At 40.1% G+C, this 24,814-nt stretch carries 25 protein-coding genes; 15 read left to right on the top strand and 10 right to left on the bottom strand.

Annotated features, from left to right (window positions below):
- Positions 1-6 precede the first annotated feature (6 nt).
- Genes J0J33_RS09610 through J0J33_RS09600 form a run of 3 tightly spaced genes read left to right on the top strand, consistent with a single transcriptional unit; the run spans position 7 to position 2,453 of the window.
- Positions 7-813: a gluconate 5-dehydrogenase gene (locus tag J0J33_RS09610; RefSeq protein WP_206887642.1), complete on the top strand. Its 807-nt coding sequence runs from the start codon at positions 7-9 to the stop codon at positions 811-813.
- A 30-nt stretch (positions 814-843) separates the two neighbouring features.
- Positions 844-1,812 carry a sugar kinase gene (locus tag J0J33_RS09605; RefSeq protein WP_061412434.1) on the top strand — a complete coding sequence of 323 codons (969 nt, stop codon included), beginning with the start codon at positions 844-846 and terminating at the stop codon, positions 1,810-1,812.
- Positions 1,812-2,453, top strand: a complete 642-nt coding sequence (locus J0J33_RS09600; RefSeq protein ID WP_191672771.1) for a bifunctional 4-hydroxy-2-oxoglutarate aldolase/2-dehydro-3-deoxy-phosphogluconate aldolase — start codon at positions 1,812-1,814, stop codon at positions 2,451-2,453. The genes J0J33_RS09605 and J0J33_RS09600 overlap by 1 nt, the downstream gene beginning before the upstream one ends.
- A 39-nt stretch (positions 2,454-2,492) precedes the next feature.
- Here J0J33_RS09600 and J0J33_RS09595 read toward each other — a convergent pair whose 3' ends face one another.
- From J0J33_RS09595 to J0J33_RS09555, 9 genes are all read right to left on the bottom strand, one after another.
- Positions 2,493-2,630, bottom strand: a complete 138-nt coding sequence (locus tag J0J33_RS09595) for a hypothetical protein (protein ID WP_019294124.1) — start codon at positions 2,628-2,630, stop codon at positions 2,493-2,495.
- Positions 2,631-2,900: 270 nt separating this feature from the next.
- Positions 2,901-3,551 carry a GNAT family N-acetyltransferase gene (locus J0J33_RS09590; RefSeq protein WP_206887638.1) on the bottom strand — a complete coding sequence of 217 codons (651 nt, stop codon included), beginning with the start codon at positions 3,549-3,551 and terminating at the stop codon, positions 2,901-2,903.
- Positions 3,544-3,921, bottom strand: a complete 378-nt coding sequence (locus tag J0J33_RS09585; protein ID WP_019293219.1) for a PaaI family thioesterase — start codon at positions 3,919-3,921, stop codon at positions 3,544-3,546. Before J0J33_RS09585 ends, J0J33_RS09590 begins: the two co-directional genes overlap by 8 nt.
- A complete protein-coding gene (gene menC / locus J0J33_RS09580) occupies positions 3,918-5,021 on the bottom strand; it encodes an o-succinylbenzoate synthase (RefSeq protein WP_206887632.1) in 1,104 nt (367 codons plus the stop codon). The genes J0J33_RS09585 and menC overlap by 4 nt, the downstream gene beginning before the upstream one ends.
- Complete coding sequence (gene menE / locus J0J33_RS09575) at positions 5,011-6,363, bottom strand: o-succinylbenzoate--CoA ligase (protein ID WP_019335438.1); 1,353 nt, start codon at positions 6,361-6,363, stop codon at positions 5,011-5,013. Before menE ends, menC begins: the two co-directional genes overlap by 11 nt.
- Positions 6,364-6,366: 3 nt before the next feature.
- Positions 6,367-7,209: a 1,4-dihydroxy-2-naphthoyl-CoA synthase gene (gene menB, locus J0J33_RS09570; protein ID WP_003134096.1), complete on the bottom strand. Its 843-nt coding sequence runs from the start codon at positions 7,207-7,209 to the stop codon at positions 6,367-6,369.
- A gap of 31 nt (positions 7,210-7,240) precedes the next feature.
- A complete protein-coding gene (gene menH / locus J0J33_RS09565) occupies positions 7,241-8,068 on the bottom strand; it encodes a 2-succinyl-6-hydroxy-2,4-cyclohexadiene-1-carboxylate synthase (protein WP_206887629.1) in 828 nt (275 codons plus the stop codon).
- The gene (gene menD / locus J0J33_RS09560; RefSeq protein WP_141920861.1) at positions 8,058-9,704 is read right to left on the bottom strand and encodes a 2-succinyl-5-enolpyruvyl-6-hydroxy-3-cyclohexene-1-carboxylic-acid synthase; all 1,647 of its coding nucleotides are present in this window, start codon (positions 9,702-9,704) and stop codon (positions 8,058-8,060) included. Before menD ends, menH begins: the two co-directional genes overlap by 11 nt.
- Before the next feature lie 2 nt (positions 9,705-9,706).
- On the bottom strand, positions 9,707-10,843 hold the full coding sequence (locus J0J33_RS09555) for an isochorismate synthase (protein ID WP_191672777.1): 1,137 nt from the start codon (positions 10,841-10,843) through the stop codon (positions 9,707-9,709).
- Between the two features lie 80 nt (positions 10,844-10,923).
- On the opposite strand from J0J33_RS09555, the gene J0J33_RS09550 reads away from it, so the two are divergent.
- From J0J33_RS09550 to J0J33_RS09535, 4 genes are all read left to right on the top strand, one after another.
- Entirely contained in the window at positions 10,924-11,493 is a 570-nt protein-coding gene (locus J0J33_RS09550) for a GNAT family N-acetyltransferase (RefSeq protein WP_206887625.1), read from the top strand.
- Complete coding sequence (locus tag J0J33_RS09545; RefSeq protein ID WP_019293212.1) at positions 11,486-12,766, top strand: DRTGG domain-containing protein; 1,281 nt, start codon at positions 11,486-11,488, stop codon at positions 12,764-12,766. Before J0J33_RS09550 ends, J0J33_RS09545 begins: the two co-directional genes overlap by 8 nt.
- Before the next feature lie 11 nt (positions 12,767-12,777).
- Positions 12,778-13,707 carry a bifunctional oligoribonuclease/PAP phosphatase NrnA gene (locus J0J33_RS09540; protein ID WP_191672779.1) on the top strand — a complete coding sequence of 310 codons (930 nt, stop codon included), beginning with the start codon at positions 12,778-12,780 and terminating at the stop codon, positions 13,705-13,707.
- 169 nt (positions 13,708-13,876) lie between these two features.
- Positions 13,877-15,448, top strand: coding sequence for a zinc ABC transporter substrate-binding protein AdcA (locus J0J33_RS09535; protein WP_305067146.1), 1,572 nt, complete (start codon positions 13,877-13,879; stop codon positions 15,446-15,448).
- A 76-nt stretch (positions 15,449-15,524) separates the two neighbouring features.
- Here the strand turns inward: J0J33_RS09535 and J0J33_RS09530 are convergent, their stop codons facing one another.
- Positions 15,525-16,490 (bottom strand): asparaginase, encoded by a 966-nt coding sequence (locus J0J33_RS09530; RefSeq protein ID WP_019293209.1) that lies wholly within the window; start codon positions 16,488-16,490, stop codon positions 15,525-15,527.
- A 261-nt stretch (positions 16,491-16,751) separates the two neighbouring features.
- On the opposite strand from J0J33_RS09530, the gene J0J33_RS09525 reads away from it, so the two are divergent.
- From J0J33_RS09525 to trmB, 8 genes are all read left to right on the top strand, one after another.
- Complete coding sequence (locus J0J33_RS09525) at positions 16,752-18,158, top strand: Cof-type HAD-IIB family hydrolase (RefSeq protein ID WP_206889251.1); 1,407 nt, start codon at positions 16,752-16,754, stop codon at positions 18,156-18,158.
- Between the two features lie 117 nt (positions 18,159-18,275).
- Positions 18,276-18,935 carry an HAD family phosphatase gene (locus tag J0J33_RS09520; protein WP_019293207.1) on the top strand — a complete coding sequence of 220 codons (660 nt, stop codon included), beginning with the start codon at positions 18,276-18,278 and terminating at the stop codon, positions 18,933-18,935.
- Between the two features lie 60 nt (positions 18,936-18,995).
- Positions 18,996-20,963 carry a DHH family phosphoesterase gene (locus J0J33_RS09515; RefSeq protein ID WP_019293206.1) on the top strand — a complete coding sequence of 656 codons (1,968 nt, stop codon included), beginning with the start codon at positions 18,996-18,998 and terminating at the stop codon, positions 20,961-20,963.
- Entirely contained in the window at positions 20,960-21,412 is a 453-nt protein-coding gene (gene rplI / locus J0J33_RS09510; protein WP_014024508.1) for a 50S ribosomal protein L9, read from the top strand. Before J0J33_RS09515 ends, rplI begins: the two co-directional genes overlap by 4 nt.
- A gap of 1 nt (position 21,413) precedes the next feature.
- Entirely contained in the window at positions 21,414-22,790 is a 1,377-nt protein-coding gene (gene dnaB / locus J0J33_RS09505; RefSeq protein ID WP_019293205.1) for a replicative DNA helicase, read from the top strand.
- A gap of 108 nt (positions 22,791-22,898) precedes the next feature.
- Positions 22,899-23,162, top strand: a complete 264-nt coding sequence (locus J0J33_RS09500) for a Veg family protein (protein WP_003134126.1) — start codon at positions 22,899-22,901, stop codon at positions 23,160-23,162.
- Between the two features lie 164 nt (positions 23,163-23,326).
- Positions 23,327-24,100: a phosphotransferase family protein gene (locus J0J33_RS09495; protein WP_019293204.1), complete on the top strand. Its 774-nt coding sequence runs from the start codon at positions 23,327-23,329 to the stop codon at positions 24,098-24,100.
- A gap of 60 nt (positions 24,101-24,160) precedes the next feature.
- Positions 24,161-24,814 carry a tRNA (guanosine(46)-N7)-methyltransferase TrmB gene (trmB, locus tag J0J33_RS09490; protein WP_019293203.1) on the top strand — a complete coding sequence of 218 codons (654 nt, stop codon included), beginning with the start codon at positions 24,161-24,163 and terminating at the stop codon, positions 24,812-24,814.

Here is a 24,814-nt window from a genome sequence, read left to right as displayed (position 1 = left end):
AAGATTATGACTGAGAATATTTTAAACGCCTTTTCACTTCAAGGAAAAATCGCCCTTGTAACAGGAGCGACTTACGGTATCGGCTTTGCCTTGGCATCAAGCTATGCCAAAGCGGGAGCAACGATTGTATTTAATGACATCAACCAAGAAGCAGTTGATCGTGGTATGGTAGCTTACCAAGAAGCAGGCATTGCAGCGCACGGTTATGTTTGTGATGTGACTGATGAAGCAGGAATTAATGCAATGGTTGAGCAAATTGAAAAAGAAGTCGGCATTATTGACATCTTGGTCAACAATGCCGGTATTATCAAACGTACACCGATGATTGACATGTCAGCCGCTGATTTCCGTCAAGTGATTGATATTGATTTGAATGGTCCATTTATCGTTTCGAAAGCAGTTATTCCAGGTATGATGAAGAAAGGTGGCGGTAAAATCATCAACATCTGTTCAATGATGTCAGAGCTTGGTCGTGAAACAGTTTCAGCCTATGCTGCTGCTAAAGGTGGTTTGAAGATGTTGACGAAGAACATTGCCTCAGAATACGGCAAATATAATATCCAATGTAATGGTATTGGCCCTGGCTACATTGCGACACCCCAAACAGCGCCCTTACGTGAGTTACAAGAAGATGGTTCACGTCATCCTTTTGATTCCTTTATCATTGCCAAAACGCCAGCAGAGCGTTGGGGAGAACCAGAAGATCTTGAAGGCCCAGCAGTCTTCTTGGCTTCGAAGGCTTCTGACTTTGTCAACGGTCATATTCTCTATGTAGATGGCGGAATCTTAGCCTACATTGGTAAGCAACCATAAAATAAAGAGCTGAACCTTGGAGAAAGAATTATGCCAAAATTTATAACAATAGGTGAGCCTCTAGTCGTGATGGCCTCACAAGATGTGGATGTCAGCTTAGATGAAGCAGTACATTTCAAGAAATACCTCGCAGGAGCAGAATTTAATGTTGCACTTGGTATCAAACGTTTAGGTCACAGTGCGGGCTATGTATCCAAAGTTGGGGCAGATACTTTTGGACGGTTTATCACTGAGGCTGCACAAGAAGCAGAGCTGGATACGCAAAACTTGATTTACGATGAAAACTTTTTGACAGGTGTTTATTTGAAACAATGTGTGAGTACGGGGGATCCGGTTACTTCATATTTTCGTAAAAATTCAGCTGCTTCAAACTTGAAGATAGATGAGATTGATTTATCTACTTTAGCAGATGTTCAGATTGCTCATCTTTCAGGGATCTTTCCAGCATTATCGCCCAGAACACTTCAAACTTTTAGAGCGTTTAATGATAAGCTGCAGGAAAATAAAGTCTTCACGGTATTTGACCCAAACCTTCGTCCAGCGCTTTGGAAAAATCAAAAAGAAATGGTAGATACTCTCAACAACTTAGCGAAGAACAGCCAAATCGTTTTACCGGGTATTAATGAAGGCCAGATACTGATGGGTTCAAGCCAACCAGAAAAAATTGCTGATTTTTATTTGAGCCAAAGCAGTCTAACCGAAAGTGTTGTAGTGAAACTGGGCGCTGAAGGCGCATTTGTCAAAACGAAAGCTGGTGCTACTTATACCGTTTCTGGCTTTAAAGTGGACAAGGTCGTTGATACAGTAGGCGCAGGCGATGGCTTTGCTGTCGGCTTAGAATCTGCTTTACTTGAAGGTAAAACGCTGGAAGTTGCTGTACATCGTGCGTGTGCTATTGGCGCTTTGGCAGTTCAAAGTGCGGGGGATAGTGAAGGATATCCGACACGTCAGGAACTTATGGATTTCTATAAGAGTCAGAATTATCAAGGAGATTTATAATGCAAAGAGCAGAATTATTGGAAAAGGTGATTAAGTCGGGTGTTGTTTCAGTGGTACGCGCAGATAGTGCCGAAGATGCCGTCAAAATAGTAGAAGCAGTTGTAGACGGTGGGATTAAAAGTATTGAGCTGACTTATTCGGTACCTCGTGCAAACGATGTAATTGCTGATCTTGTAGCTACATATGCAGGAACTGATGTGATGATTGGTGCAGGGACTGTTTTAGAAGCGACCTCAGCACGTTTAGCAATTATTGCCGGTGCTCAATTTATTGTGAGTCCAACTTTTAACAAAGAAGTTGCTAAAATCTGTAACCTGTATCAAATCCCTTATATTCCAGGAGTGATGACCCCATTAGAAGCACAAACCGCGATGGAATATGGCTCTGAACTCATTAAGCTTTTCCCAGGAGATATTGCAGGAGCTGCGATGATTAAGGACCTTAAAGGTCCTTTCCCTTACATCAATGTGATGCCATCTGGTGGTGTTAATGAATCAAATGTGGCAGAGTGGTTTAAAGTCGGAGCGACTGCTGTAAGTGCAGGAGGTGGTGTGACAGCACCAGCCTTAACAGGTGATTTTGCAGGCGTTAAAGGGAATGCTGAGAAGTTTATGCGGGCCTATGAAGCCGTAGGAAAATAAATGAAAAGCTTATATCGTTTTGATATAAGCTTTTTACTTTCATTCCTTTTCTAAAAGAATCCGTTTAATCTCCCGAAGCTCTCTTTTAGTACGGCTTTGGTCAAGTGCTAATGACAAAACACCAAGAGCTAAGAAAAAATTTGCGATTTCGGATAGGATTGTAAATAATTCAGTCATTGATTATCCTTTAGCCTATCTGTATTTAATTTTACTCTTGTCATTGTTGTTTTTCCTCTCTATCAAGCTTTTTTCTCAAGATAAAATATATTTATCTAAAATATTATCACATTTTAAGTGTTTTAATTTTTAAAAATTCATTGAAAGATGAAGAAAATTATTCTACAAATATGGAGGGAGCTAACAATATAACAGCGGGATTACTTTGTGAAGCTAAGAAAATTCTAATGTGTTGATGCGATGATTTCCGGAGTAATATTAGTAAATGAGTCAACCCACTCGCCCCGCATAAACATAATATTCCTCAACATCCTCTTCTGAAACTTCCGCATCATTACTCCAAGAGAAACGCTGTGCGGCGATTCTTTTTAAGCCTTTCTTCTCGTAAAAAGGATAGTTGGAATAGCTGTCTGTAAGTAGGAAGAAGGTTTTTGCTTTATTTTCTTTTAAGTAATCAAGGAAAAGCTGATAGAGTTTACTGCCAAGACCTAAGCCTTTGTAGTTCTCATTTAAGATTAAGAGGTTTAAGGCAGCATCAAAGGTTTCCTTGCTTTGCTGTATAAGTTCCTCATTGAGCTTCATGGTTTCCAAGTAAAAGTCAAAAACGGTTTCTGGTTTTCCTTGGTTGATAATTAAACTCAGAGCTTCAAGTTGGTGGTACCTTATCCGACTTTTGGGAAGTAAATCAGGAGTGAGGGCAGCAGCGACGACGCCGATAATTTTCCCCTTATCTTTAGCGACAAAGACTTTTGTGGAGGTCAAGAGGATTGTTTCAAGAAAAAAATCAGCCATAGGCAAGACATTTTCTTGTTTATTCCACTCTTGATAAGCCCAAGTGTCGATAATTAATTGATTGATATCCGCAAGTTCGGCTTCATCTATATCCACCAACTCTGTAAATATTATGTTGTCTTTATTCATATCTTTTTGCCACAATAGCGTTGGTTACAGTGACTTGTGCCACTAAAACCTCACGCGCATCTGTAAACTTCAGCTCCCACACATGTGTACGCCCACCTTTGTGCAGAAGAAGACCTTGAGCAAAGAGTATTCCTGCTGCTTTAGTTGGGTTCAAATGATTGCCATTGACCGCTTGGCCGACAGCAAAATGTTTATCGTCAAGCAAGAGATTACTTGCCATACCAGCAGCAACCTCAGCAAAGGCTAGCGTTGCACCACCATTTAAGAAACCTTGAGGTTGCGCGTGAAAGTTTCCTAAAGGCATTTGAGCGGTAAAACCTGTTGGGGTTAAAACCAGCTTTTGAATACCCAGTTGTTCAATTAAATTCATGTAAAAATCTCCTTTTTCACGGTGTAATATTCAAGTGCTGCTTGATTGATAGATACACCCAAGCCCTTGCCACGCGGTCTATTCATCTTGCCTTCAATAAATTTAATCTCTGGTACGATTAAATCTTCCGTAAAATAATAGGACGAATCTGACAAATCCCCTGGCATGATATTGTCGCTTAAAGTGGCCAGTTGTGTATGCAATATCTTGGAAATACCACTTTCGACCATACTGCCAATCCAGAAGGAAATGTTATTTTTCCGGCAAAAGGCGATAGCTTCTTTTGTTTGATAAAGTCCACCTAAGCGGCCAATTTTGATATTGAGCATGGTTTTCCCCTTAAGTTGAGAAAGAGTCTGTAAATCACTCCAAGTTAGGACATTTTCATCAAAACAGATAGGTGTTGAAAGCTGCGGAAGAATGTCTTTATAATCTTCGAGATTATCAGTAGCAAAAGGCTCTTCAATGCAGACAAGTCCAAATTGATCGAGCTTTACCAGCGCTTCGATATTTTCAAGGGCATAAGAGCGGTTGGCATCAACAGCCCATTGGAGCTGAGGATAATGCTCTACAGCATATTGGACGCGTTCAAAACCATCCGCGGGTTTAATTTTAAGCTTTATTCTTCCCACACCTTGGGCGATTAAGGCTTCGATTTTTTCAGGAAGCTGCTCAAAAGGCACATCGCCCAAGACGGCCCCACGGGATAAAGTTTCTGTCAATGGTTCAGGAAAAAGGGCAGCGATTGTATTTTTTCCTTGAGCTTTGTAATAAAGATCCAACAAGGCATTCTCCAAACCTGCCATTGCCATCGGTAAGGGCTGCTCAAAAAACTCATGAATCTCAAAGGGATGTGTGAAGTTTGCTGTCATTACTTTTGGAATGTAAGTCTGCGACAAGCATTCCCATGAGCTGTCAAATGTTTCTTGCGTGTAGAAAGGTGTGGTGAAGCTTACGCATTCACCATACCCTTGATGGCCGGTTTCGTCTTCGACAATGATAATAATGGTGTCACGCTGCTTCAGCTCACCTTTGGCTGTCTTGAAGTTAAACTTCATCGGAAGTTGGACGTGATTCAAACTAATCGATCTAAGCTTCATGTTTTAAATTTTTCCTAAGGATTTTGCCTGAGGCATTTTTGGGTAGAGCATTCATTTTGATAATCTGACGGGGAAGTTTATACTTGGCCAGACGTTGACGCAAAAAGCTTGTAATTTCTTGTATATCGGGTGTCCCAGCGTAGAAAAGAAGTGGCACTTGACCCCAAGTCTGATCTTCCTGCGGGACAAGCGCACATTCGATAATTCCCTCTAAGCTATAGAGTAAATCCTCAATCTCTTTGGGATAAATATTTTCTCCACCGGAAATAATGATATCTTTACGACGATTGAGAATATAAAGGAAATTGTCCTTATCAAGATAGCCAATATCTCCAGTGTTGAAGAGATGAACGTCCTCTTGATTAAGATAACCTTTCATGAGCATTGGCGATTTTAGATGTATTTCGCCAGCCTGATCAGCATCAGGGTTTAAAATTTTAATCTCCACGCCAGGAAGTGCTTGACCGACAGAAGTCAGCTTGTCCGGATGTTCCAAAATGTTGAAGGTAACAGATTGGGAAAAAGTTTCGGTCATCCCGTAAGTTTTGTAGACAGGTAGACCTTGTGCAAAACATGCCTGTATCAAAGGTTGGGGAATAAATTCCCCCCCTAACAAGAGGACGCGAAGACTTTTGGCAGCAATTTTTTCATGAACACGTTTAAGCATGGTCGGTACCATGGAAACCATATTGACCGAGCTGTTATTAATTAGTTTAATCAACTCTTCCTCATCGAAAGAAGCACGTATGGTGGCCTGAGTGGCATTATAGAGGCTGCGCATGATGATGGATAGACCACTGACATGAAACATGGGGAGAACGACAAGCCAGTTGTCTTCTGGAAGAACGCCCATGGTTATTGCAGAAGCAGCCACATGTGCCGCAAGCATTTTCCAAGTGATAGGTACTGATTTGAACTTTCCAGTTGTCGCACTGGTGTTCATGATCACAGCAATTTTCTCTGGCACTGGCTGCCAATTGAGCACAGCTCTGCTGGTTTCTAAAGAATGGATATCAGAGAAAGACAAGTCTGCTGGATAGGTTTGCTGGTCCGAAGCAATCAGCAGTTCCACATCAAGTTCAGTCAGTTGCTCTCGGATTTCATTAGCTGTAAGATGGGTGTTGAGCAAGAGGACTTCCTTATCCAAAGCCAACAGCGCAAAGAGCACAATTGCCATCTCTGGCGAATTTTCTGAAAGAAGAGCTAGGCGGTTGTGCCTAGCTGTTTCTTTGTTTAAATGTTGGGCTGTCTGAACAGTTTTATCGTAGACTTCTTTAAAAGTCAGTTGATTTAAGAAAAGTTTATTTGGCGATTTTTCAGCCTGTTCTTTTAACCATTTCATAGCTTATGGGAATTTAGGGAATTGATCAAAGTCAGGTTTGCGTTTTTCTTTGAAAGCATCGCGCCCTTCTTTGGCTTCATCACTGAGGTAGTACATGAGCGTTGCATCACCAGCAAATTGTTGCAAGCCAGCAAGTCCATCAGTTGCAGCATTCATTGAGCCTTTAAGCATACGAAGTGCCATTGGTGACAAGGCAAGCATTTCTTCGGCCCATTTAACTGTTTCGTCTTCAAGTTGATCAAAAGGTACAACAGTGTTTACCATGCCCATATCCATTGCTTCTTGTGCAGTGTATTGACGGCAGAGGAACCAGATTTCACGTGCTTTCTTTTGACCAACCATAGCAGCCAAGAGTCCAGCACCATAACCAGCATCAAAAGAACCAACACGTGGGCCTGTTTGACCAAACTTAGCATTTTCAGAAGCAATCGTTAAGTCACAAACGATGTGGAGAACGTGCCCACCACCGATAGCAAAACCGTTGACCATAGCAATAACAGGTTTTGGTGTGATACGGATCAAGTGTTGCAAGTCTAAGACGTTAAGACGAGGGATTTGATCTTCACCAACATAGCCACCGTCGCCACGGACTTTTTGGTCGCCGCCAGAACAGAAAGCTTCTTTGTCTTCGCCTTGGCCGTGATTAGCACCTGTCAAAACAATGACACCAATCGAAGTGTCATCACGCGCTACAGTAAAGGCATCAATAAGTTCCACCACTGTTTTAGGGCGAAACGCATTACGTACTTCAGGACGATTGATCGTAATTTTCGCAATACCGTTATAAGTTTCGTAAATGACATCTTCGTACTTGCGGTCTAAAGCAAGCCAGTTATATTTTGACATAATTTGTCTCCTTTTTTTGTTTATTTATTCATTATAGCATGGCTGAGTCATGCAAATGTGTCTTTAAGATTAAATTAAAATGTTGAGGTAGTTCCAGATGTACATTATGCCCTGCGCCCTCCACAATCAGACTTTGCGCTTTTGGATAAGTACCGATTTGTTCAGCGATTCGTTTATATTTTTGATCCAGAGCTCCAGTGATATAGATTAGGGGTAAGTTTAAATCTGGGAGCTTCTCTGAAATGTCTGGAAGCTTTCCTTGGCTGGTAGCGCGTAAAGTTTGGGCCAGGGCATGAGGTGCATTTAGGGCGCGACTGGACCAAATTTTATATTGCTCTTCCTGAGAAAGATTTTGTTGACTTTTGAAGATGGGAAGTGCGCCCCAATAATTTGCAAACCAGACAGCACCATTTTCCTCGATTTGTTCAGCCAAGTGAAGATCAGCTTGGAGGCGTTTTTCACGTTGATTACTGTCAGCTATGCCAGGGGCAGCTGATTCAATGATAAGTTGTTCAATGGGCTGTTCAGGAGATTTCAGTGCAAATTGCAGTGCAATCCGTCCACCCATGGAATAGCCCAGTAAGCTGTAGCTTTTTTCTTGAAAAAGGTTTTGAATGATTTGTCGGAGCTGCGCACAAATGTTTACCAAACGGTAAGCATCAAGTTGTTCCGGCTTGCTGGACTTTCCATGTCCCACAAGGTCTAAAGCAAAGATTTGGTAGCCTGGTATATCTAAAGCATCCCAAGTCGAAGCAGACTGGCTAAAACCATGTAAGGCTAAAAGGGGCTTACCTTGACCATGTATCCTGACATGAAAGGTAAGGGAATCAATCTGGATATATTTATCTTCAAATAGCATAAGTCGTATATTTTTTGTGCAAGTCTAAGCTCACATCCTTGTCTGTTTTTATTTCCAGAAGATGAATACCTGTTTGAGTAAAGCTTTGACTGAATTGTCTTTCAAAGTCCTGATAATCTCCCACGAGATGATAATCTAGCCCCACCAATTGTGCTAAGCCTCCAAAATCTAAACCGTGTGGCGTTGAGAACAGATAGTCAAAATGTGGTTGCCCCTTTTGCGCCAAATGGTGGAAGATTCCGCCACCGTCATTGTTGAAAAGGACGATAGTCAAGTTGAGCTGATGGGTTTTGCCTACGATTAAGCCATTGATATCGTGAAGCATAGAGAGATCACCGGTTAAGAGGACCGTAGGTTGTCCGCTCGTAGATATACCTAAGGCGGTTGACTCTTGTCCGTCAATACCATTGGTACCTCGGTTTCCTAAAAGACGAACAGTGGCTTGACGACTGCGCCAAAAGTAATCAACATCGCGTATAGCCATCGAGTTAGAAATCAGAAGCTGTGCTTGTTCCGGAAGAAGGTCTTGCAGACTTTGAACATAACGTCCTTCAAAAGGTGCAGTTTCATCTTTAACTGTATCGAGTTTATGGCGCATGGAGTGCTGATAGTCTTGCCACTGCTTGAGTGCCCTTTTACCAGAAGTTGAAGGTTGAACTGCTTCACAAAAAAGTGCTGGTTCAGCCTGAATAATCTGTGTCGTGGTTTGACTTGGATTGCGATAATCAAGTGCCGAATCAACTTGGATATATTCTGCCTCAGGATTGCGAGCAATTAATTGTAAAACGCGTTTTGATACAGGAATTTGACCAAACTGAAGGAAACAGTCCACTTTAAGTGTGCTGAGGATCTCTGGCTGTGTGAGAAAAGCATCATAAGCATCAATAATATTGGGATGACTATAATTACGTAAATTAGACAAAGGATCTGCCAAGATAGGTGCGTGAATCTTTTCTGACAGGTCTAAAAGTGCTTTTTGATAATCCGAGTTACTATCAGGTCCTGCGAGAATAATCACATTGCCACTTAATTCCGGAACAAGCTGCGGCTGAATTTTGCCTTGACTGAGAGAGAAAGGCTTGCGACCTTTTTGGTAATGTTCCGGGTTGAGTTCTGGAATCAAAGGCTCACCGATAGGCACATTGATTTGTACGGCAGCAGCGGGAACATTAGTAGATGCCATATAGGCACGTTGTGCGACCTTACGTGGATAAGTCCAGAAATTATTAGCATTGGGATGACTTAACTCTTCATAATGGTTAACGAATTTGCCAAAGTAATCCGCCTGATTTACAGTTTGTGCAGCGCCCACAAATTGCAAGTCATTGGGCCGATCCGCGCTCAAAATAATCAGAGGTACACGACTGTGTTTCGCTTCAGTAATGGCGGGGAGATAGTGAGCAGCAGCAGAACCAGAAGTACAGATAAGAACTACCGGACGTTGTTGAGCTTTGGCTATACCAAGGGCAAAAAAAGCAGCCGAGCGCTCATCAATATTGACATAAGTGTCATATTTGCCGTACTCTTCAAAAAGCATGGCAAGAGCTGTTGAACGTGAACCCGGGCTAAATACAGCTTCACGTACGCCTAGATTGAAAAATTCATCAACAAGTGGTGCTAAATATTCATTGTTCATTTTTAAAGTGCCTCGAGTATTGTTTTTAATTTTATCTTTGTTTCATCAAATTCAGCTTGACAGTCTGAAGCGGCAACAATGCCGCAACCGGCATAGGCGTAACATGTTTTCCCATCAAATAGTGCTGAACGAATGGCGACGATGAGTGTTCCATCTCCTTGAGCATCGATTAGACCTAAAGGTGCCGCATAAAGTCCGCGTTCATGTTTTTCATTGGCACGGAGGAAGTCAAGCGCCGCTTTACTAGGTTGTCCGCCCAGTGCTGGTGTAGGATGAAGGTGCTTGGCCCAATCAATTAAGGAATTGGACGTATCAACCGTCGATAAGAGTGTTCGAAGATGAAAGACATTCTTCAAAGCCATTATCCCCGTTTTCCCTATCTGAACATGGGGTGACTTCTCTAACATCTTGTCCTTAATCTTTTGGACAACAATTTGGTGTTCATGAAGATTTTTCGGGTCTTGAAGTAAGCGAGTGTCGCCATGAGCGAGGGAACGGGGAACGGTTCCAGCTAAAGCATAGCTCAGAATATGATTACCTTCTTTCTGGACCAAAATTTCAGGTGAAGCACCAAGAAATGTTTTACCAGCTTTATGATAAGCAAAAATAAAAGCTGAAGGGTTATTTTCTATCAACCGCTCAAGAATTGGCTCAATCTTAAAAGTCTGCTCACTCGTAAATTTAATTTGACGAGAAGCTACGATTTTGATTGTTTTGCCCTGCGCAATATTTTCCTGTAACTTTTGGTAAAGACTTTGCCATTCTTGATAATCCGAAGCTTCTTCTGTATAGCTGTTGGACAGTTTACTTCCCTTTTCGTCCGTAATTTCTTGGAGAGAATCACAGGACAAAACATAAGACTCTGTAGGTGTTTGTACAAAGTAATGCTTGAAAGCGACAATCTCGTTTCCGAAATCTTGCCAAAGCTCATCATTTACTTCATCAAAAAAACTCTGGCTGTAAAAAACGTAAGGATAGTTTGCGATATCTTGTTCTTGCACAGCTTGCAAGCGTTGACTGGCAATAATCAAAGTTTGCTTTTGGCTATCGTACCAAAAAAAACGCTCACTAGGGTCAGGGAAAGCAGACCAAAAGGCAAGCGGGTGCTCTAATTTGAGATTTATCCGTCTATAGTTCATAGTAATGAAATTATATCACAGATAGCAGAAGTAACGTGATATAATAGGCTTATTAAAAATAAGAATCTGGAACAGTGAGAATGAATATCAATGTAAAACTTGCGGAACACCAAAAGATTGAAACCAACAGGCTATGGCTTCGTCCTTTTGTCATGTCTGATGCAGCCGATATGTTTGAATATAGCTCTGATGCAAGTAATCTTCAATTTGTCTTTAATCCCCATCCAAATCTTGCACATACCAGCTTTGTCATAGCCAATCATTTCATGAAAGAGCCCTTAGGTAAATGGGCAATCGAACTAAAATCAGAGCAAAAAATGATTGGTTTGATTCAGTTTTCAAAGCTGGTTGAGCAAAAGGGTACAGCAGAATTATCCTATGTACTTCACAAAAAATATTGGAATCAAGGTCTGATGACTGAAGTGCTCGCTTCTGTAACCCAAGTTTGTCTTAAAGAGATTGGACTGAAGCAACTTGTGCTTAATTGTGATCGGGAAAATCTCAGCTCGATACGGGTGGCTCAAAAAGTAGGCTATAAGCGAATTGGCCGTTTTAAAGGTAGCACACAATACAATAAAGGACGCATCTCTGAATTTGAGGAGTTTGATATTAAAAAAGGAAATCAAGTCTTAGGAGTATCTCATGTCTAAACACGAAGAAATTCTTAATTATATAGAAAAACTTGACATTGGTAAGCAAGTCAGTGTCCGTAGTATCGCTAATCGTTTAAAAGTGGCAGATGGCACAGCTTATCGGGCCATTAAAGAAGCAGAAAATCGTGGTTTAGTTGCTGTAAATGACCGCTCAGGTACTGTTCGAGTATCGGTGAAAGGACAAAAACGTAACCATAAGTTGACTTTCGGAAAAATTGCTGAAATTGCCAGTGCTGAAATCTTGGGTGGACATGCTGGACTTGAGGTTGAATTTAGTCGTTTTTCCATCGGTGCCATGCAGCCGGAAAGTGTGAAAAAGTTTTTGATGAAAAACAGTTTGATGATTGTCGGTGACCGTAAAGACATTCAGAGTATGGCTCTGCATGGTCAAAGTGCTGTGCTTGTTACAGGTGGTTTCGATGTTGATCAGGATGTTATTGATTATGCAAATGAGATGGGGATTCCGCTTATGCGCGCGACTTACGACACCTTTACAGTTGCAAATCGTATCAGTCATGCTTTAGCAAATGAATTGATAAAAAAAGATATCATCACAGTAGCTGAAATTTCCCACGATCATCGCCCTGCATTACGTGAAGAAGATACGGTAAAAGACTTTATGGAGTTGATGAAACGGACCAATTTAAGCCGTTTTGTGGTAGTTAATCCTCATCGTGTAGTTGTTGGCGTTGTCAGTATGCGTGATATCGCCCATAAAAGTCTGGACACGCAGATTAACAAACTAATGAACTACCCCGCTGTTGCCAAGCAAAAAATGACGGTGGCGAGCATTTCACAAAAGATGATTCATGAAGGTTATGACATCATGCCGATCGTGAATAAGGATTACACCTATGCTGGTGTGGTGACCAAGTCTGAAGTGCTAGAAAGTCTTCAAAGAAGCCAAGAAGAAAGCCAAGTGACACATACCTTTAGTGAAGACATGTCCAGTAAAATCAGTGAAAAAGGCTCTGCATATACTGTGATGGTTGAACCGCTCATGGTCAATAATGTCGGAAATATTTCAAGTGCTGCTCTGAGTGAGATTGTCGCAATCGTCGTTCAAAGAACGCTTGACAAAAGACGGCGTAGAAATGTTATCCTAGAGTCAATGAATCTCAACGTGATGGGCACGGTCGCGATTGATAATCTCTTGGAAATTTATCCTAAAGTCATCAACGAGACCCGTTTAGGCGCGGTTGTAGATATTGAAATTTATTATGTCAACAATATCATCGCCAAAGCAGTTGTGAATCTACAAATTACATAAGGAAAAAAATAATGAAAGAAATACTTACAAAAATCAAAGAATACGACACGATTCTCATTCATCGTCATAAAAATCCAGATCCAGATGCGCTAGGCTCTCAGTGCGGTTTGCGTGCCATTTTAAGAGCAAATTTCCCCGAAAAGAAAATTTATGCTGTGGGTTATGATGAACCAACACTTACTTATTTGGCTGAGATGGATCAGGTGGAGCTGGAGTCGGGGACAAGATACCTTAGTATCGTCTGTGATACAGCAAATACACCACGGATTGATGATGACAGATGGATGCAAGCAGACTATGTCATTAAAATAGACCACCATCCAAATGATGATGCTTACGGAGATTTACGTCTGGTTGAGCCAGATCGCAGTTCGGCTTCCGAGATTATCACAGATTTTGCATTGAACCATGGGCTAGCTTTGAATGAAGAAGCAGCGCGCCTTCTTTATGGAGGGATTGTTGGTGATACTGGACGTTTCCTATATCCAGCAACCTCAGCTCAAACCCTTTATTTAGCAAGTAAGCTTGCAGAGTTTGACTTTGACCGTCCAGCATTAGGGCGAGAAATGACCTCATTTGATATGAAAGTCGCGCGTTTGCAAGGATATGTTTACGAAAATCTTGAAATTTCCGAAAATGGTGCAGGACGTGTGCTTTTAAGTAAAGAGGTTTTGGAAAAATTCAATTTACGGGATGCCGAAACATCAAGTATCGTTGGCACTCCAGGAAGTATCCGCGATGTACAATCATGGGCGATTTTTGTGGAACAAGCAGACGGACACTATCGTGTACGGATGCGTTCAAAAACCGTACCCATCAACGAAATTGCTAAAAAGCACGATGGAGGTGGACATGCTTTAGCTTCCGGCGCTAACTCATATTCTTTGGAAGAAAATGAGCAAATTTGGCAGGAGTTGCAAGATAATTTGGAGAAGAAATAGTAGAAGTACTTTGTTAAAAAATTTTTATAAAAAAACAGCTGAAGGAAAAGGATTCTTCAGCTGTTTTTTTTAGCACAAAATTTAAAAATTAGTTAACTGGTTGACATAATGAAAAGAATAAGATATACTTAACCGGTAAACTAAAAACAAACTAAAAAGGAGATTTTAGGTGGTAATATTTTATAAGGAAAAGAAAAAAAGAGCGTTTAATCATAAGAAAAAAATAGGAGCTGCTTTATTAGGAGTCGTATCACTCAGCTTGCTCACTGCTTGTCACACAACTCAAAATAAAGCCACAACAAACACAAATGGCGAAAAACTGTCTATTGTTACGAGCTTTTATCCCGTCTATGAATTTACAAAGAATATTGTAGGAGATGAAGGTGAAGTTAAGCTGCTAGTTCCGGCAGGGGCTGAGCCACATGATTATGAACCCTCAGCAAAAGATATGACAACAATTAGCAACTCAGATGTCTTTGTGTACCATAATGAAAATATGGAAACATGGGTCAATAAATCTAAAGCATCATGGAAGAAGGATAACCCCAAAATTATTGAAGGAACTCAAGGACTTCTTTTACTTCCTGGAATGGAAGAAGAGCATGAGCATAACCATGAGGAAGAAGGGCATCATCATGATTATGACCCACATACATGGTTATCTCCTAAAATGGCAATAAAAGAAGTTGAAGTGATTGAGAAGCAGCTGAAAAAACTATACCCACAAAAAGCTAAGACATTTGGAACTAATTCTGCAAAATATCTGAGTAAGTTAAAAAAATTGGATGAAAAATTTAGTTCAGAATTAAAAAATGCAAATCAGAAAAGTTTTGTAACCCAGCACGCAGCTTTTCGTTACTTAGCTCTAGACTATGGGTTAAAACAAATTCCTATATCAGGACTTAATCCTGATCAAGAACCTTCTGCCGCACGTTTAGCAGAATTAAAAAAATATGTAGAGAATAATGGCATAGAATATATTTATTTTGAAAATAATTCAAACAATAAATTCGCAAAAACTTTAGCGAGTGAAGCCAAAGTAAAAATGGCTGTCCTAAATCCATTAGAAAGTCTTACAGCAAAACAAATTAAGGAGGGGGAAAACTATATCTCTGTAATGGAGGAGAATTTGGAATCCCTTAAGAAAACGACCTCTGTTAAAGGTAAAGAAATAAAAGCAGAACACTCTCCTGAAAGTGAAAAAAATGTAGAAAATGGATATTTTTCGGATACTGATGTCAAAGATCGTTCATTGACTGACTACGCAGGAAATTGGCAGTCAGTGTACCCTTTGCTCCAAAATGGCACTTTAGATCAGGTGTTTGATTATAAATCAAAAATTAAGGGAGATAAGTCGCCTTCTGCATATAAGAAGTACTATGCAAAGGGATATGAGAGTGATGTGAGTAATATTTTGATTGATAGCCATACAATGACCTTTACGAAAAATAATGTAAAACATAAATATCACTATGAGTACAAAGGATTTAAAATTTTAAATTACGAAAAAGGTAATCGTGGAGTGAGGTATCTTTTTGAAACCGATGATAATAATGCTGGCGAGTTCAAATATGTACAGTTTAGTGATCATGCGATTTCACCGATGAAGGCAGCACATTTCCATATTTTTTATGGTTCAGATAGTCAGGAAAAAGTACTTGAGGAGCTTGAAAATTGGCCAACATTTTATCCAAGTGATTTATCACCACAAGAAATAGCACAAGAAATGATTGCTCATTAAACTATATATTTTGGAACTTAGATTTTGGAACTTAGATTGAGAAAAAAACAGCCGAGAACTTGTCTCGGCTGTTTTTTTAATTTTCGACAAATTTCTTAAGTGCGTGCCCTTCCAAGCCACCATTCAAGCCAATCAAGAGTTTGATGCGTGCTTTTTGAGAATTTACTTCAGGTGCAAACATCACACCAGCTTCTGCCAGCTTAGAACCACCACCTTCATAGGCATAGACTGGTTCCGCTATACCATTGAAACAACGGGAAACGAGTACCACAGGAATACCAAGCTTGATAATATTCATTAATTTTTGTGCGGCTGTAGGGGGGAGATTACCTGCTCCCAACGCTTCAATAACCAGGCCATCTAAACTACTCAAATCAAATAAGTCAAAGACTTCACCGGTCATTCCGGCATAAGCTTTAACAATCGGGACTTTTCCTTTAACAGAAGAAATATCAAGATGTTGATTTTCGCCATCAGTATGGAAATAGAAGAGTTTGTGCTTTGTGGCTAAGCCAACTGGTCCGTGCGTTGGTGTCTGGAAAGTCGAAACATTGGTCGTATGTGTTTTTGTTACATATCGTGCTGAATGAATTTCATCATTCATCACTACAAGAACACCGCGATCATGAGAAGCATCATCAGCAGCAACACGGAGTGCGCTGAGGAAATTATAGATACCATCTGTTCCTAATTCGTTGCTTGAGCGCATTGCGCCTGTCAATACAATTGGCATACCACGTGGAATTGTTGAATCCAAAAAGAAGGCTGTTTCTTCAAGTGTATCCGTGCCGTGAGTGATGACAACACCGTCAAATTCTTCTTGGTCGAAAGCTCTGTTGATACGTTTTTTGATCAAGAGCATTTCTTTGGGGGTGATGTGCGGACTAGGAAGGTTAAAAATATCTTCAGCGACCATGTGAATCGAATCAAGGTGCATATCTACCGAATTCATAGGGTTAACCGCGTTTGGCGCCACGCGACCACTGGCATCTTCCGCCATAGAAATGGTCCCCCCAGTATGCAACACTAAAATCTTTTTCATTAGTCAATTTCCTTTCAAACGTCAATAAAGTAAATTTATTATAGCATATTATAGGAGGGAATAAACAGCGACGAAGCTAAGTCCTCAACCATTTAGAAAATAATTAAAAAAAGTGGCATTTTAAATTTGGGGAACAGCCATTATTCGTGGAATTTTGAAAAAAAACCTGTATAATTAATAGGATAAGAAAGCTTAACGAAGGGTTAAATTTAGCCGATAAGCAATAGACACATGAAGAATTTATGAGTATAAGGCATGGAAATGGATATAAAAGCAGTATTTTTCGATTTAGACGGCACTCTTTTTACGGGGACAAGATCAGTGGCTCCGAGTACGCGCGTTGCTATCGATGAATTAAAACGTAAAGATATATTAGTCGGGATCGCTACAGGACGAGGCCCTGCTTTTGCTTTGCCTTTGATGGAGGAACTTCATTTAGATTTTGCGGTAACTTATAATGGACAATACATTTTTACACCGAAAGCTGTTTTACATGCAGAAGAGATTGATAAGAGGACCTTACGCAAAATCGTTCGTTTTGCCAAAGATAATCATCGAGATATCTCTTTAGGAGCAGCTCATGGTGTTAACGGCTCTAAACTTTTGAAATTTGGTGAAACACGGATGGCAGGGATTATTTCAGGTATTTTACCATCAGGCACTTCGGATATTGCGCGAAACAGTTTCAAGCATGTCGTACGTCGTGTAGTTCCACAGTCCAATTTTCTGAATATCTTGCGTGAGCCTATTTATCAAGTCATGATGGTCGCAACTCAATCAGAAACGGAAATGCTTGAAAAAGAATTTCCTAATTTGATGATTACACGCAGCAATCCCTACTCTGTGGATATGATTCCATGTGATTCTGGCAAGCTTCGTGGTATCAAGATGATTGGTGAGCGTTATGGTTTCAATGAACATCAAGTCATGGCCTTTGGTGATTCGGAAAACGATTTAGAAATGTTGACACATGTCGAATATGGTATCGCGATGGGTAATGCTTCTGATCTTGTGAAGCAAAAAGCGACACATGTCACGACAAGTAACAATCATGATGGGATTGCTAAGGCACTTGCGCATTATGGTCTGATTGATTTTTCAACCAGTAATAATTTTATTTCACGTGATCAAAACTTTAATAAAGTAAAAGAATTCCATAAAATGATGGACGGTCGAAGTCAGGAAATTCCGCGTGCTTTTCCACCGCTGGAAGCGGGTTATCGTGCCGGATTTAAGGTCGAAGAAATTGTGGAATTTCTCTATGCTTCAGCAAATGGGGATGGTGATAAGTTTGACGAACTGACAGCAAATCTCCATGCAGATGTGGATAAGGCAGTCCGCAAGGTTAAACACAAAGCAAAAGAAGAAGCGCCGCTGATTGGTGAAGTCGATGCATTGATTGATTTACTTTACTTTACTTATGGAAGTTTAGTGCTTGCTGGTGTTGATCCTTATGATATTTTCAACTTTGTCCATGCAGCAAATATGGGTAAAATTTTCCCAGATGGGCAACCGCATTTTGATCCAGAAACACATAAAATTTTGAAACCTGATGATTGGGAAGAAAAATATGCCCCAGAAGGAAAAATAGAGCGTGAGCTTGAAAGACAAAAGAGAATTGCCTTGCGAAAAGCGCGTGTGCGTGAAGAAGACAACAAGAAAAAATAAAAAAGAAATCGCTGTAAGGCGGTTTTTATGCTTTTCACATCAGAGTCACAAACTCCGCCCCAAAATATGTTATAATAAAGCAGATATAAGCAGACAATTAGGGAGTTTTAGGTGAAAATGAATAAGTTTAAAGCGGTAATTTTTGACATGGACGGTGTCCTCGTTGACACGGAACAATTCTATGCTCAAAGACGTGAAGAATTCTTTAGCAATCATAATATTTCAATTCAACATATGAAATACTCTGATTTTATTGGAGGAAACATGCGAGAAATCTGGCCGCAAATCTTAGGTGTAGATTTTGACCAAGACGAAGCAGCCAAGCTACACGCAGCATATTTAAAACTAAAAGACAATAATCCACTTCCTTACAAAGAATTGCTTTTCCCAGATGTTAAGGCCGTTTTAGAAGCCTTAGAAAAAGATAACTATAAAATCGGTTTAGCTTCAAGTTCGGCCATGCAAGATATTGACGAAATGCTTAATGTACATGGTTTACGTCCCTACTTTAAGTCGATTCTTTCTGGTAATGACTTGAAAGCAACCAAACCGCATCCAGAGATTTATCAGCTGAGCATGAAGGCGCTCAATGTAAAGCCTGAGGAAACCTTAATCATTGAGGATTCCGAAAAAGGGATTGCCGCAGGTAAGGCAGCTGGAGCTACAGTCTGGGCTATTGAAGATACGCGTTTTGGAATGAATCAGGCTGCAGCAGATGCATGGTTCCCCAATCTCACGGCTGTTAAAGAAAAGCTAGAAAGTCTTTCAACAAACTAACAGCCTTGCGCATTCAAAAATATAGCCAATGTGTAAATAGACGCATAAAAGGAGAAGGAAATGAAAAGTGTACAGAGATTTTCACCAATAACAATTGTGTTAGTCATGGTTATCGTGCAAGCTCTGGAAAGTTTCTTGCTTATCTTTTCGGGCTCACGAATGATGGCTGTGTTCTATCTGTTTTTGATGAACATCCTTATCACAGTCGGCATCTTACTTCAAGCTCGAAATTATCGTTTAAGAAGAGTGGAATTCATCAGAAAAATAAATGATGAAGCAGAAAACTCACTCAATGCAACCTTGGACAATATGCCTATCGGTGTCATTCGCTACAATAAAGAGACCTATGAACCGGAATGGTTCAATCCCTTTATCGATTTGATTTACCATGGGGATGATCGTGTCCTTGATAAAGAAGAAGTTAAGGCAATTATTCAAAAGTATCATGAAGAAAGAAACCAATTTTTCACGATTGAGAAGAAAAAATATTTTATCACCTTAGATGATGAAAAAAATCTTATTTATTTAGCGGATGCAACTTCCGAGGCTAACAGTCGTGAGAGCTTGCAGGAAAGTCGTGCTGTTATTGGAAGTATTTCGGTTGATAACTATGATGATGTCACCGATTTGATTGCGGACAGTGAACGAACTAAGGTTAATAGTTTGATTGCCAGCAATTTGGAAAGTTTCGCAAGCAAGTACGGTGTTTATTTACGTCGTGTATCAAGCAGCCGTTACTATTTCTTTTGTGATTATGGCATTTTGAACCGAATGATTGAGGATAAGTTTTCTTTACTGAAAGATTTTCGGAAAAATTCAGCTGAAAGCAAGATTCCCCTTACCTTATCTGTGGGGGTATCCTATGGCTGGAATGATTTCCCAAGTATTGGTAAAACCTCCCTCAACAATCTTGAGTTAGCTTTAGTTCGCGGTGGGGACCAAGCAGTCCTTCGGGAGAACACACCGCAAGCCAAAACAATTTATTTCGGTGGTAATTCTGAAAGCCGTACTCAAAAATCAAGAACGCGTGCGCGGGCCATCTCAACAGCTTTGCAAACTATCATTAGTGAAAGTGAAGATGTCTTTATCGTTGGGCATCGCTTCCCAGATATGGATGCCTTAGGGGCGGCAATTACGATGAAAAACTTTGTCAACATGTCAGGAAAAGAAGCTTATGTGGTTTATGATCCGGAGCAATTGATGCCAGAGGTGAGCCGAGCTATTGATCTAGCAAACGAAACTGAAGAAGGCTTCGCACATATTATTAAACTTGAAACAGCTTTTGATATGAAGACTGAAAACTCCTTGCTTATCATGGTTGATCACTCGAAGACGACACAAACACTCAGTCTTGATTTCTATAAGTCCTTTAGTAAACTGGTTGTTATTGACCACCATCGTCGGGATGATGATTTCCCTGAGCATGCCTTGCTTTCTTATATTGAATCAAGTGCAAGTTCAGCCAGTGAGTTAGCAGTCGAGCTTTTACAATTTCATGAATATAACTCGAAAATGACGGTAACTGATGCTAGTATTGCACTGGCTGGGATTGAGTTGGACACGAAACATTTCACCAAAGCAACAACTTCCCGTACTTTTGAAGTGGCTGCTTATCTACGCTCGCAAGGTGCTGACAATAACCTGATTAAAGGAATTTTGGCTACTGAGTTTGAAAAATATAAAAAAATTAATGAAATTATTCTCAACTCAGAATATGTTGCCCCAGGAGTTGTGGTTGCCTTAGGTAAACCCAACCAAAAATATGACAATGTTGCGACAGCTAAAGCTGCAGACACTCTGCTAGATATGGCAGATGTTCAAGCAGCATTCTCTATTACAAATCATCAAAATGGTTATATTTCCATCTCGGCGCGTTCATTTAAAGATTATAACGTTCAAACGATCATGGAAGCCATGGGAGGTGGCGGACACTTTAATGCCGCTGCAACACAAATATACGAACGAAATATCGATGAAGTCAAAAAGGATCTCATCGCATTAATTAAGGAAAGAGAGAACGAACAATGAAAGTAGTATTTTTAGCAGATGTAAAAGGACAAGGAAAAAAAGGCGAAATCAAAGAAGTACCAACAGGTTATGCAAATAACTTCCTCCTTAAGAAAAATTTAGCAAAAGTTGCAACAAGTGCTGCTGTGGCAGAACTTCAAGGTAAAACAAAAGCTAAAGAAAAAGAAGAAGCTGAAGAGCTCGCAGCAGCTAAAGCATTGAAAGAACGTCTTGAACAAGATGATGTAATGGTTGAAATCAAGATGAAGGTTGGAACGACAGGTCACACCTTCGGTGCTGTGGATAAAGCAGATATCGCGAAAGCACTTCAAAGTCAATTGGATGTTAAAGTAGACAAACGTAAAATTCAATTGATTAATAAGATTCAAGCGCTTGGAATTAAAGATGTTCCAATCAAATTGCACCGTGATGTAACAGCTACAGTCAAGGTCAAAGTAAGCGAGAGATAACATGCCTGATATTGATATTATCAAAGCACCACCACAAGATTTAGCCGCCGAACAAGCCGTTTTGGGGGCTATTTTCCTTGATAGTGACCGCTTGATTGAAGTGAAAGAATTTCTTTCTACGGATGACTTTTACAAAAACGCACACAAGATTATTTTCCGAGCCATGGAACACTTGTCGGACAATCGTGAAGCGATTGATGTGTTAACTGTCCGCTCGCTTTTAGAAAATCAAAACGACTTAGAGACTATCGGGGGCATTGCTTACATTGCTGAGCTTGCTACTGCAACACCAACGGCTGCTAATGCCTCCTATTACGCAAAAATTGTTGCTGAAAAATCTTTACTGCGTCAGTTGATTAATAAATTAACACAAAGTGTAGAGAAAGCTTATAGTCAGGAAGATCCAGCCGAGGATGTTCTTGCGGAAGCTGAAAAGTCATTGATTGATGTGCAGCAAGGGCGTAATACATCAAGCTTTCGTCGGATTTCAGACGTCTTGTCGATGAACCTAGACGATCTGGAAGAACGGGCTAAACAAAAATCAACGATTACAGGTATCGCGACAGGTTATCCGGCCTTGGATGCCATGACGACTGGTCTCCATGAGGAGGAACTTATTATTCTTGCTGCACGTCCAGCCGTGGGTAAGACTGCTTTTGCTTTAAATATTGCACAAAATATTGGGACAAAACAAGATAAAACGGTGGCTATCTTTTCATTGGAAATGGGTGCAGAAAGCCTTGTTAACCGGATGCTTGCAGCTGAAGGAACGATTGAATCGCATAACTTACGTACCGGTCAGCTTAATGACGAAGAGTGGAACCAGTATTTTATTGCTATGGGGACACTTTCGAAAGCAAGTATTTACATTGATGATACTCCAGGGATCAAGATTACAGAAATACGGGCACGCTCTCGTAAACTCGCACAGGAAACAGGCAATCTTGGCCTAATCGTTATTGATTATTTGCAGTTGATTTCGGGGACAGGACGAGAAAACCGTCAACAAGAAGTTTCAGAAATTTCACGTCAGTTGAAGATTCTGGCTAAAGAGTTAAAAGTTCCTGTCATTGCTTTGAGTCAGCTTTCACGTGGAGTAGAGCAACGTCAGGATAAGCGTCCTGTCTTATCAGACATTCGTGAATCTGGGTCAATTGAGCAAGATGCTGATATTGTCGCCTTTCTTTATCGGGACGATTATTATGACCGTGCCGGAGCAGATGACGAGGATGATGGCTTTAACGATGTCCCAGAGGTAGACAATAAAGTCGAAGTTATTATTGAAAAAAACCGTTCAGGAAGTCGGGGAACTGTCGAGTTACTCTTCCTGAAAGAATACAACAAATTTGCTAGTATCGATAACAGATATGAAGACTAGCATTTCTAGGGGCATTCATGTTATAATGGATAAGATTTAAAATTTAAAATGGTAAGCTAGGCGGAAAACGCCTGTCTTTGCATTTCTAGAGAAAAATTGGAGAGTAAAATGGATAACCAAAATCAAAGCCAAGAAGTAGGAAAAATCGTAGATATCAGAAAACAAGTTGAAGAACATGTTGGTCAAACCATTGAAATTACATCACAATTTGGACGTAAACGTGAAAATCGTCATAAAGTCAACTTGATTGAGACTTATGCCACACACTTTGTTATTGAAAATATTCCTGCACGTGGTCCAAAAACAACAGAGTCTTATCAATATGCTGACATCTTGACTCAAACAATTTTGATTCACTATCCAAATAAATAATTTGTTTATTTGTGAAGTTTTCTAGTAGTGAGTGCTTATGTAACTAACTGCAACAATATCTAGGGTTTGCTTGGTCTTCTACGGAGCCGTTGCATTCACCAAATAGGGTTACATAAAAAGCTTCTCAAACATAAGAATATAAAAATCCAAAGAAAGGAGTAAATATGACATCTTCAAGCCTATCAATGATGCCTGTCAAAGGTGGTTCAGGAAATGCTTTTGTTGGCGAAAGCGACAATAAGCGTGTTTTTATTAAAAAAAATTGTAGCCCTTTTTTGACAAGTGTGTATCTTGAAGGTATTACGCCACAAGTCTTATGGACGAAGCGTACAGCAGAAGGTGACATGTTAGCTGCTCAACCTTGGATTAATGGCCATACGTTGAAACCATATGAAATGAATGATTCACGTATTGGTGAAATTTTGCGGCATTTGCATCAAAGCGAAAAGCTTATTGAAGCCTGTAAAAAGTTAGATAACGAAGTCATGCTTCCAGCTGATCTTTTGGAACAAGTACTGAGTAAAAGTTCAATCTTTGAAACCAATGGTTTTCTCTCAAATGTCGTTGTGGAACTCTCAGAAAATCTTCCAGAATTAAAGGAAGATGATATCACAGTTGTTCATGGTGATGTGAACCATAAAAACTGGTTAGTTGACGACGAAAGTGATAAAGTTTATCTCGTAGATTGGGATACTGTTCTTTTAAGTAGCCCTTTAGTGGATATAGCACATGTTCTAACACACTATATCAAACCAGAAAACTGGGAAGAGTGGCTCCATCAAGCAGGCTATAAAACAGCTAAAAATATAGAACATGAATTAATCTGGTATGGAAAACTTTCTTTCCTACGTCAGATTTCAGAATATATGGCAAGAGAGCAAATTAAGGAAACAGAGCAAGAAATTGCGCGTTTTCAAAATTTTTGCCGTTTATTTTAAAACTTAGAAAATAAAAATAGGAGGCTTGCCTTCTTATTTTTTCAAAAAATAGGAGAAAAAATGCGCGTAAGAAATCGTAAAGGCGCTGCGGAACACTTAGAAAGTAACGCACATGTTGTTGTAGAAAATCCAGCAGACTTTAAAGGACGTTGGGCAGAGCGTTTTGGAAATGATCATCCCATTCATATTGAAGTTGGATGTGGTAAGGGCGGTTTTATCACAGGCATGGCTGCTCAAAACCCAGAGATTAATTATATTGCGATTGATATGCAACTATCCGTCTTATCTCACGCTTTAGACAAGGCTTTGGAAGCCAACCTACCTAATGTACAAATGATGTTGGTTGATGGCGCAGCATTAACCGAATACTTCGAGGATGCTGAAGTTTCGCGTGTTTATCTGAACTTCAGTGATCCGTGGCCAAAAACACGTCATGAAAAACGCCGTTTGACTTATAAGTCATTTTTAGAAACTTATGAACAAATCCTGCCACCAGAAGGTGAAGTCCACTTTAAAACAGATAACCGTGGTCTATTTGAATATTCATTGGCAAGTATGAGTCAATATGGTATGATTTTAGAAAAAGTCTGGTTAGACTTGCACGCAGATGAAGAATTTGCCAAAGTCAATGTAATGACAGAGTATGAAGCAAAATTCTCAAGCAAGGGGCAAGTGATTTACCGTTTAGAAGCAAAATTCCCAAAGAGAGGTTAA

This window comes from Lactococcus sp. LG1267 (assembly GCF_017309545.1).
Lineage (GTDB): Bacteria > Bacillota > Bacilli > Lactobacillales > Streptococcaceae > Lactococcus > Lactococcus petauri.
This window is presented reverse-complemented; position numbering and strand designations above follow the sequence as displayed.

What these genes read in the sequence shown, in the direction of transcription:
- J0J33_RS09610 (WP_206887642.1), top strand. Translation starts at nt 7, where the DNA reads ATGACTGAGAATATTTTAAACGCCTTTTCACTTCAAGGAAAAATCGCC.
- J0J33_RS09605 (WP_061412434.1), top strand. Translation starts at nt 844, where the DNA reads ATGCCAAAATTTATAACAATAGGTGAGCCTCTAGTCGTGATGGCCTCA.
- J0J33_RS09600 (WP_191672771.1), top strand. Translation starts at nt 1,812, where the DNA reads ATGCAAAGAGCAGAATTATTGGAAAAGGTGATTAAGTCGGGTGTTGTT.
- J0J33_RS09595 (WP_019294124.1), bottom strand. Translation starts at nt 2,630, where the DNA reads ATGACTGAATTATTTACAATCCTATCCGAAATCGCAAATTTTTTCTTA.
- J0J33_RS09590 (WP_206887638.1), bottom strand. Translation starts at nt 3,551, where the DNA reads ATGAATAAAGACAACATAATATTTACAGAGTTGGTGGATATAGATGAA.
- J0J33_RS09585 (WP_019293219.1), bottom strand. Translation starts at nt 3,921, where the DNA reads ATGAATTTAATTGAACAACTGGGTATTCAAAAGCTGGTTTTAACCCCA.
- menC (WP_206887632.1), bottom strand. Translation starts at nt 5,021, where the DNA reads ATGAAGCTTAGATCGATTAGTTTGAATCACGTCCAACTTCCGATGAAG.
- menE (WP_019335438.1), bottom strand. Translation starts at nt 6,363, where the DNA reads ATGAAATGGTTAAAAGAACAGGCTGAAAAATCGCCAAATAAACTTTTC.
- menB (WP_003134096.1), bottom strand. Translation starts at nt 7,209, where the DNA reads ATGTCAAAATATAACTGGCTTGCTTTAGACCGCAAGTACGAAGATGTC.
- menH (WP_206887629.1), bottom strand. Translation starts at nt 8,068, where the DNA reads ATGCTATTTGAAGATAAATATATCCAGATTGATTCCCTTACCTTTCAT.
- menD (WP_141920861.1), bottom strand. Translation starts at nt 9,704, where the DNA reads ATGAACAATGAATATTTAGCACCACTTGTTGATGAATTTTTCAATCTA.
- J0J33_RS09555 (WP_191672777.1), bottom strand. Translation starts at nt 10,843, where the DNA reads ATGAACTATAGACGGATAAATCTCAAATTAGAGCACCCGCTTGCCTTT.
- J0J33_RS09550 (WP_206887625.1), top strand. Translation starts at nt 10,924, where the DNA reads ATGAATATCAATGTAAAACTTGCGGAACACCAAAAGATTGAAACCAAC.
- J0J33_RS09545 (WP_019293212.1), top strand. Translation starts at nt 11,486, where the DNA reads ATGTCTAAACACGAAGAAATTCTTAATTATATAGAAAAACTTGACATT.
- J0J33_RS09540 (WP_191672779.1), top strand. Translation starts at nt 12,778, where the DNA reads ATGAAAGAAATACTTACAAAAATCAAAGAATACGACACGATTCTCATT.
- J0J33_RS09530 (WP_019293209.1), bottom strand. Translation starts at nt 16,490, where the DNA reads ATGAAAAAGATTTTAGTGTTGCATACTGGGGGGACCATTTCTATGGCG.
- J0J33_RS09525 (WP_206889251.1), top strand. Translation starts at nt 16,752, where the DNA reads ATGGATATAAAAGCAGTATTTTTCGATTTAGACGGCACTCTTTTTACG.
- J0J33_RS09520 (WP_019293207.1), top strand. Translation starts at nt 18,276, where the DNA reads ATGAATAAGTTTAAAGCGGTAATTTTTGACATGGACGGTGTCCTCGTT.
- J0J33_RS09515 (WP_019293206.1), top strand. Translation starts at nt 18,996, where the DNA reads ATGAAAAGTGTACAGAGATTTTCACCAATAACAATTGTGTTAGTCATG.
- rplI (WP_014024508.1), top strand. Translation starts at nt 20,960, where the DNA reads ATGAAAGTAGTATTTTTAGCAGATGTAAAAGGACAAGGAAAAAAAGGC.
- dnaB (WP_019293205.1), top strand. Translation starts at nt 21,414, where the DNA reads ATGCCTGATATTGATATTATCAAAGCACCACCACAAGATTTAGCCGCC.
- J0J33_RS09500 (WP_003134126.1), top strand. Translation starts at nt 22,899, where the DNA reads ATGGATAACCAAAATCAAAGCCAAGAAGTAGGAAAAATCGTAGATATC.
- J0J33_RS09495 (WP_019293204.1), top strand. Translation starts at nt 23,327, where the DNA reads ATGACATCTTCAAGCCTATCAATGATGCCTGTCAAAGGTGGTTCAGGA.
- trmB (WP_019293203.1), top strand. Translation starts at nt 24,161, where the DNA reads ATGCGCGTAAGAAATCGTAAAGGCGCTGCGGAACACTTAGAAAGTAAC.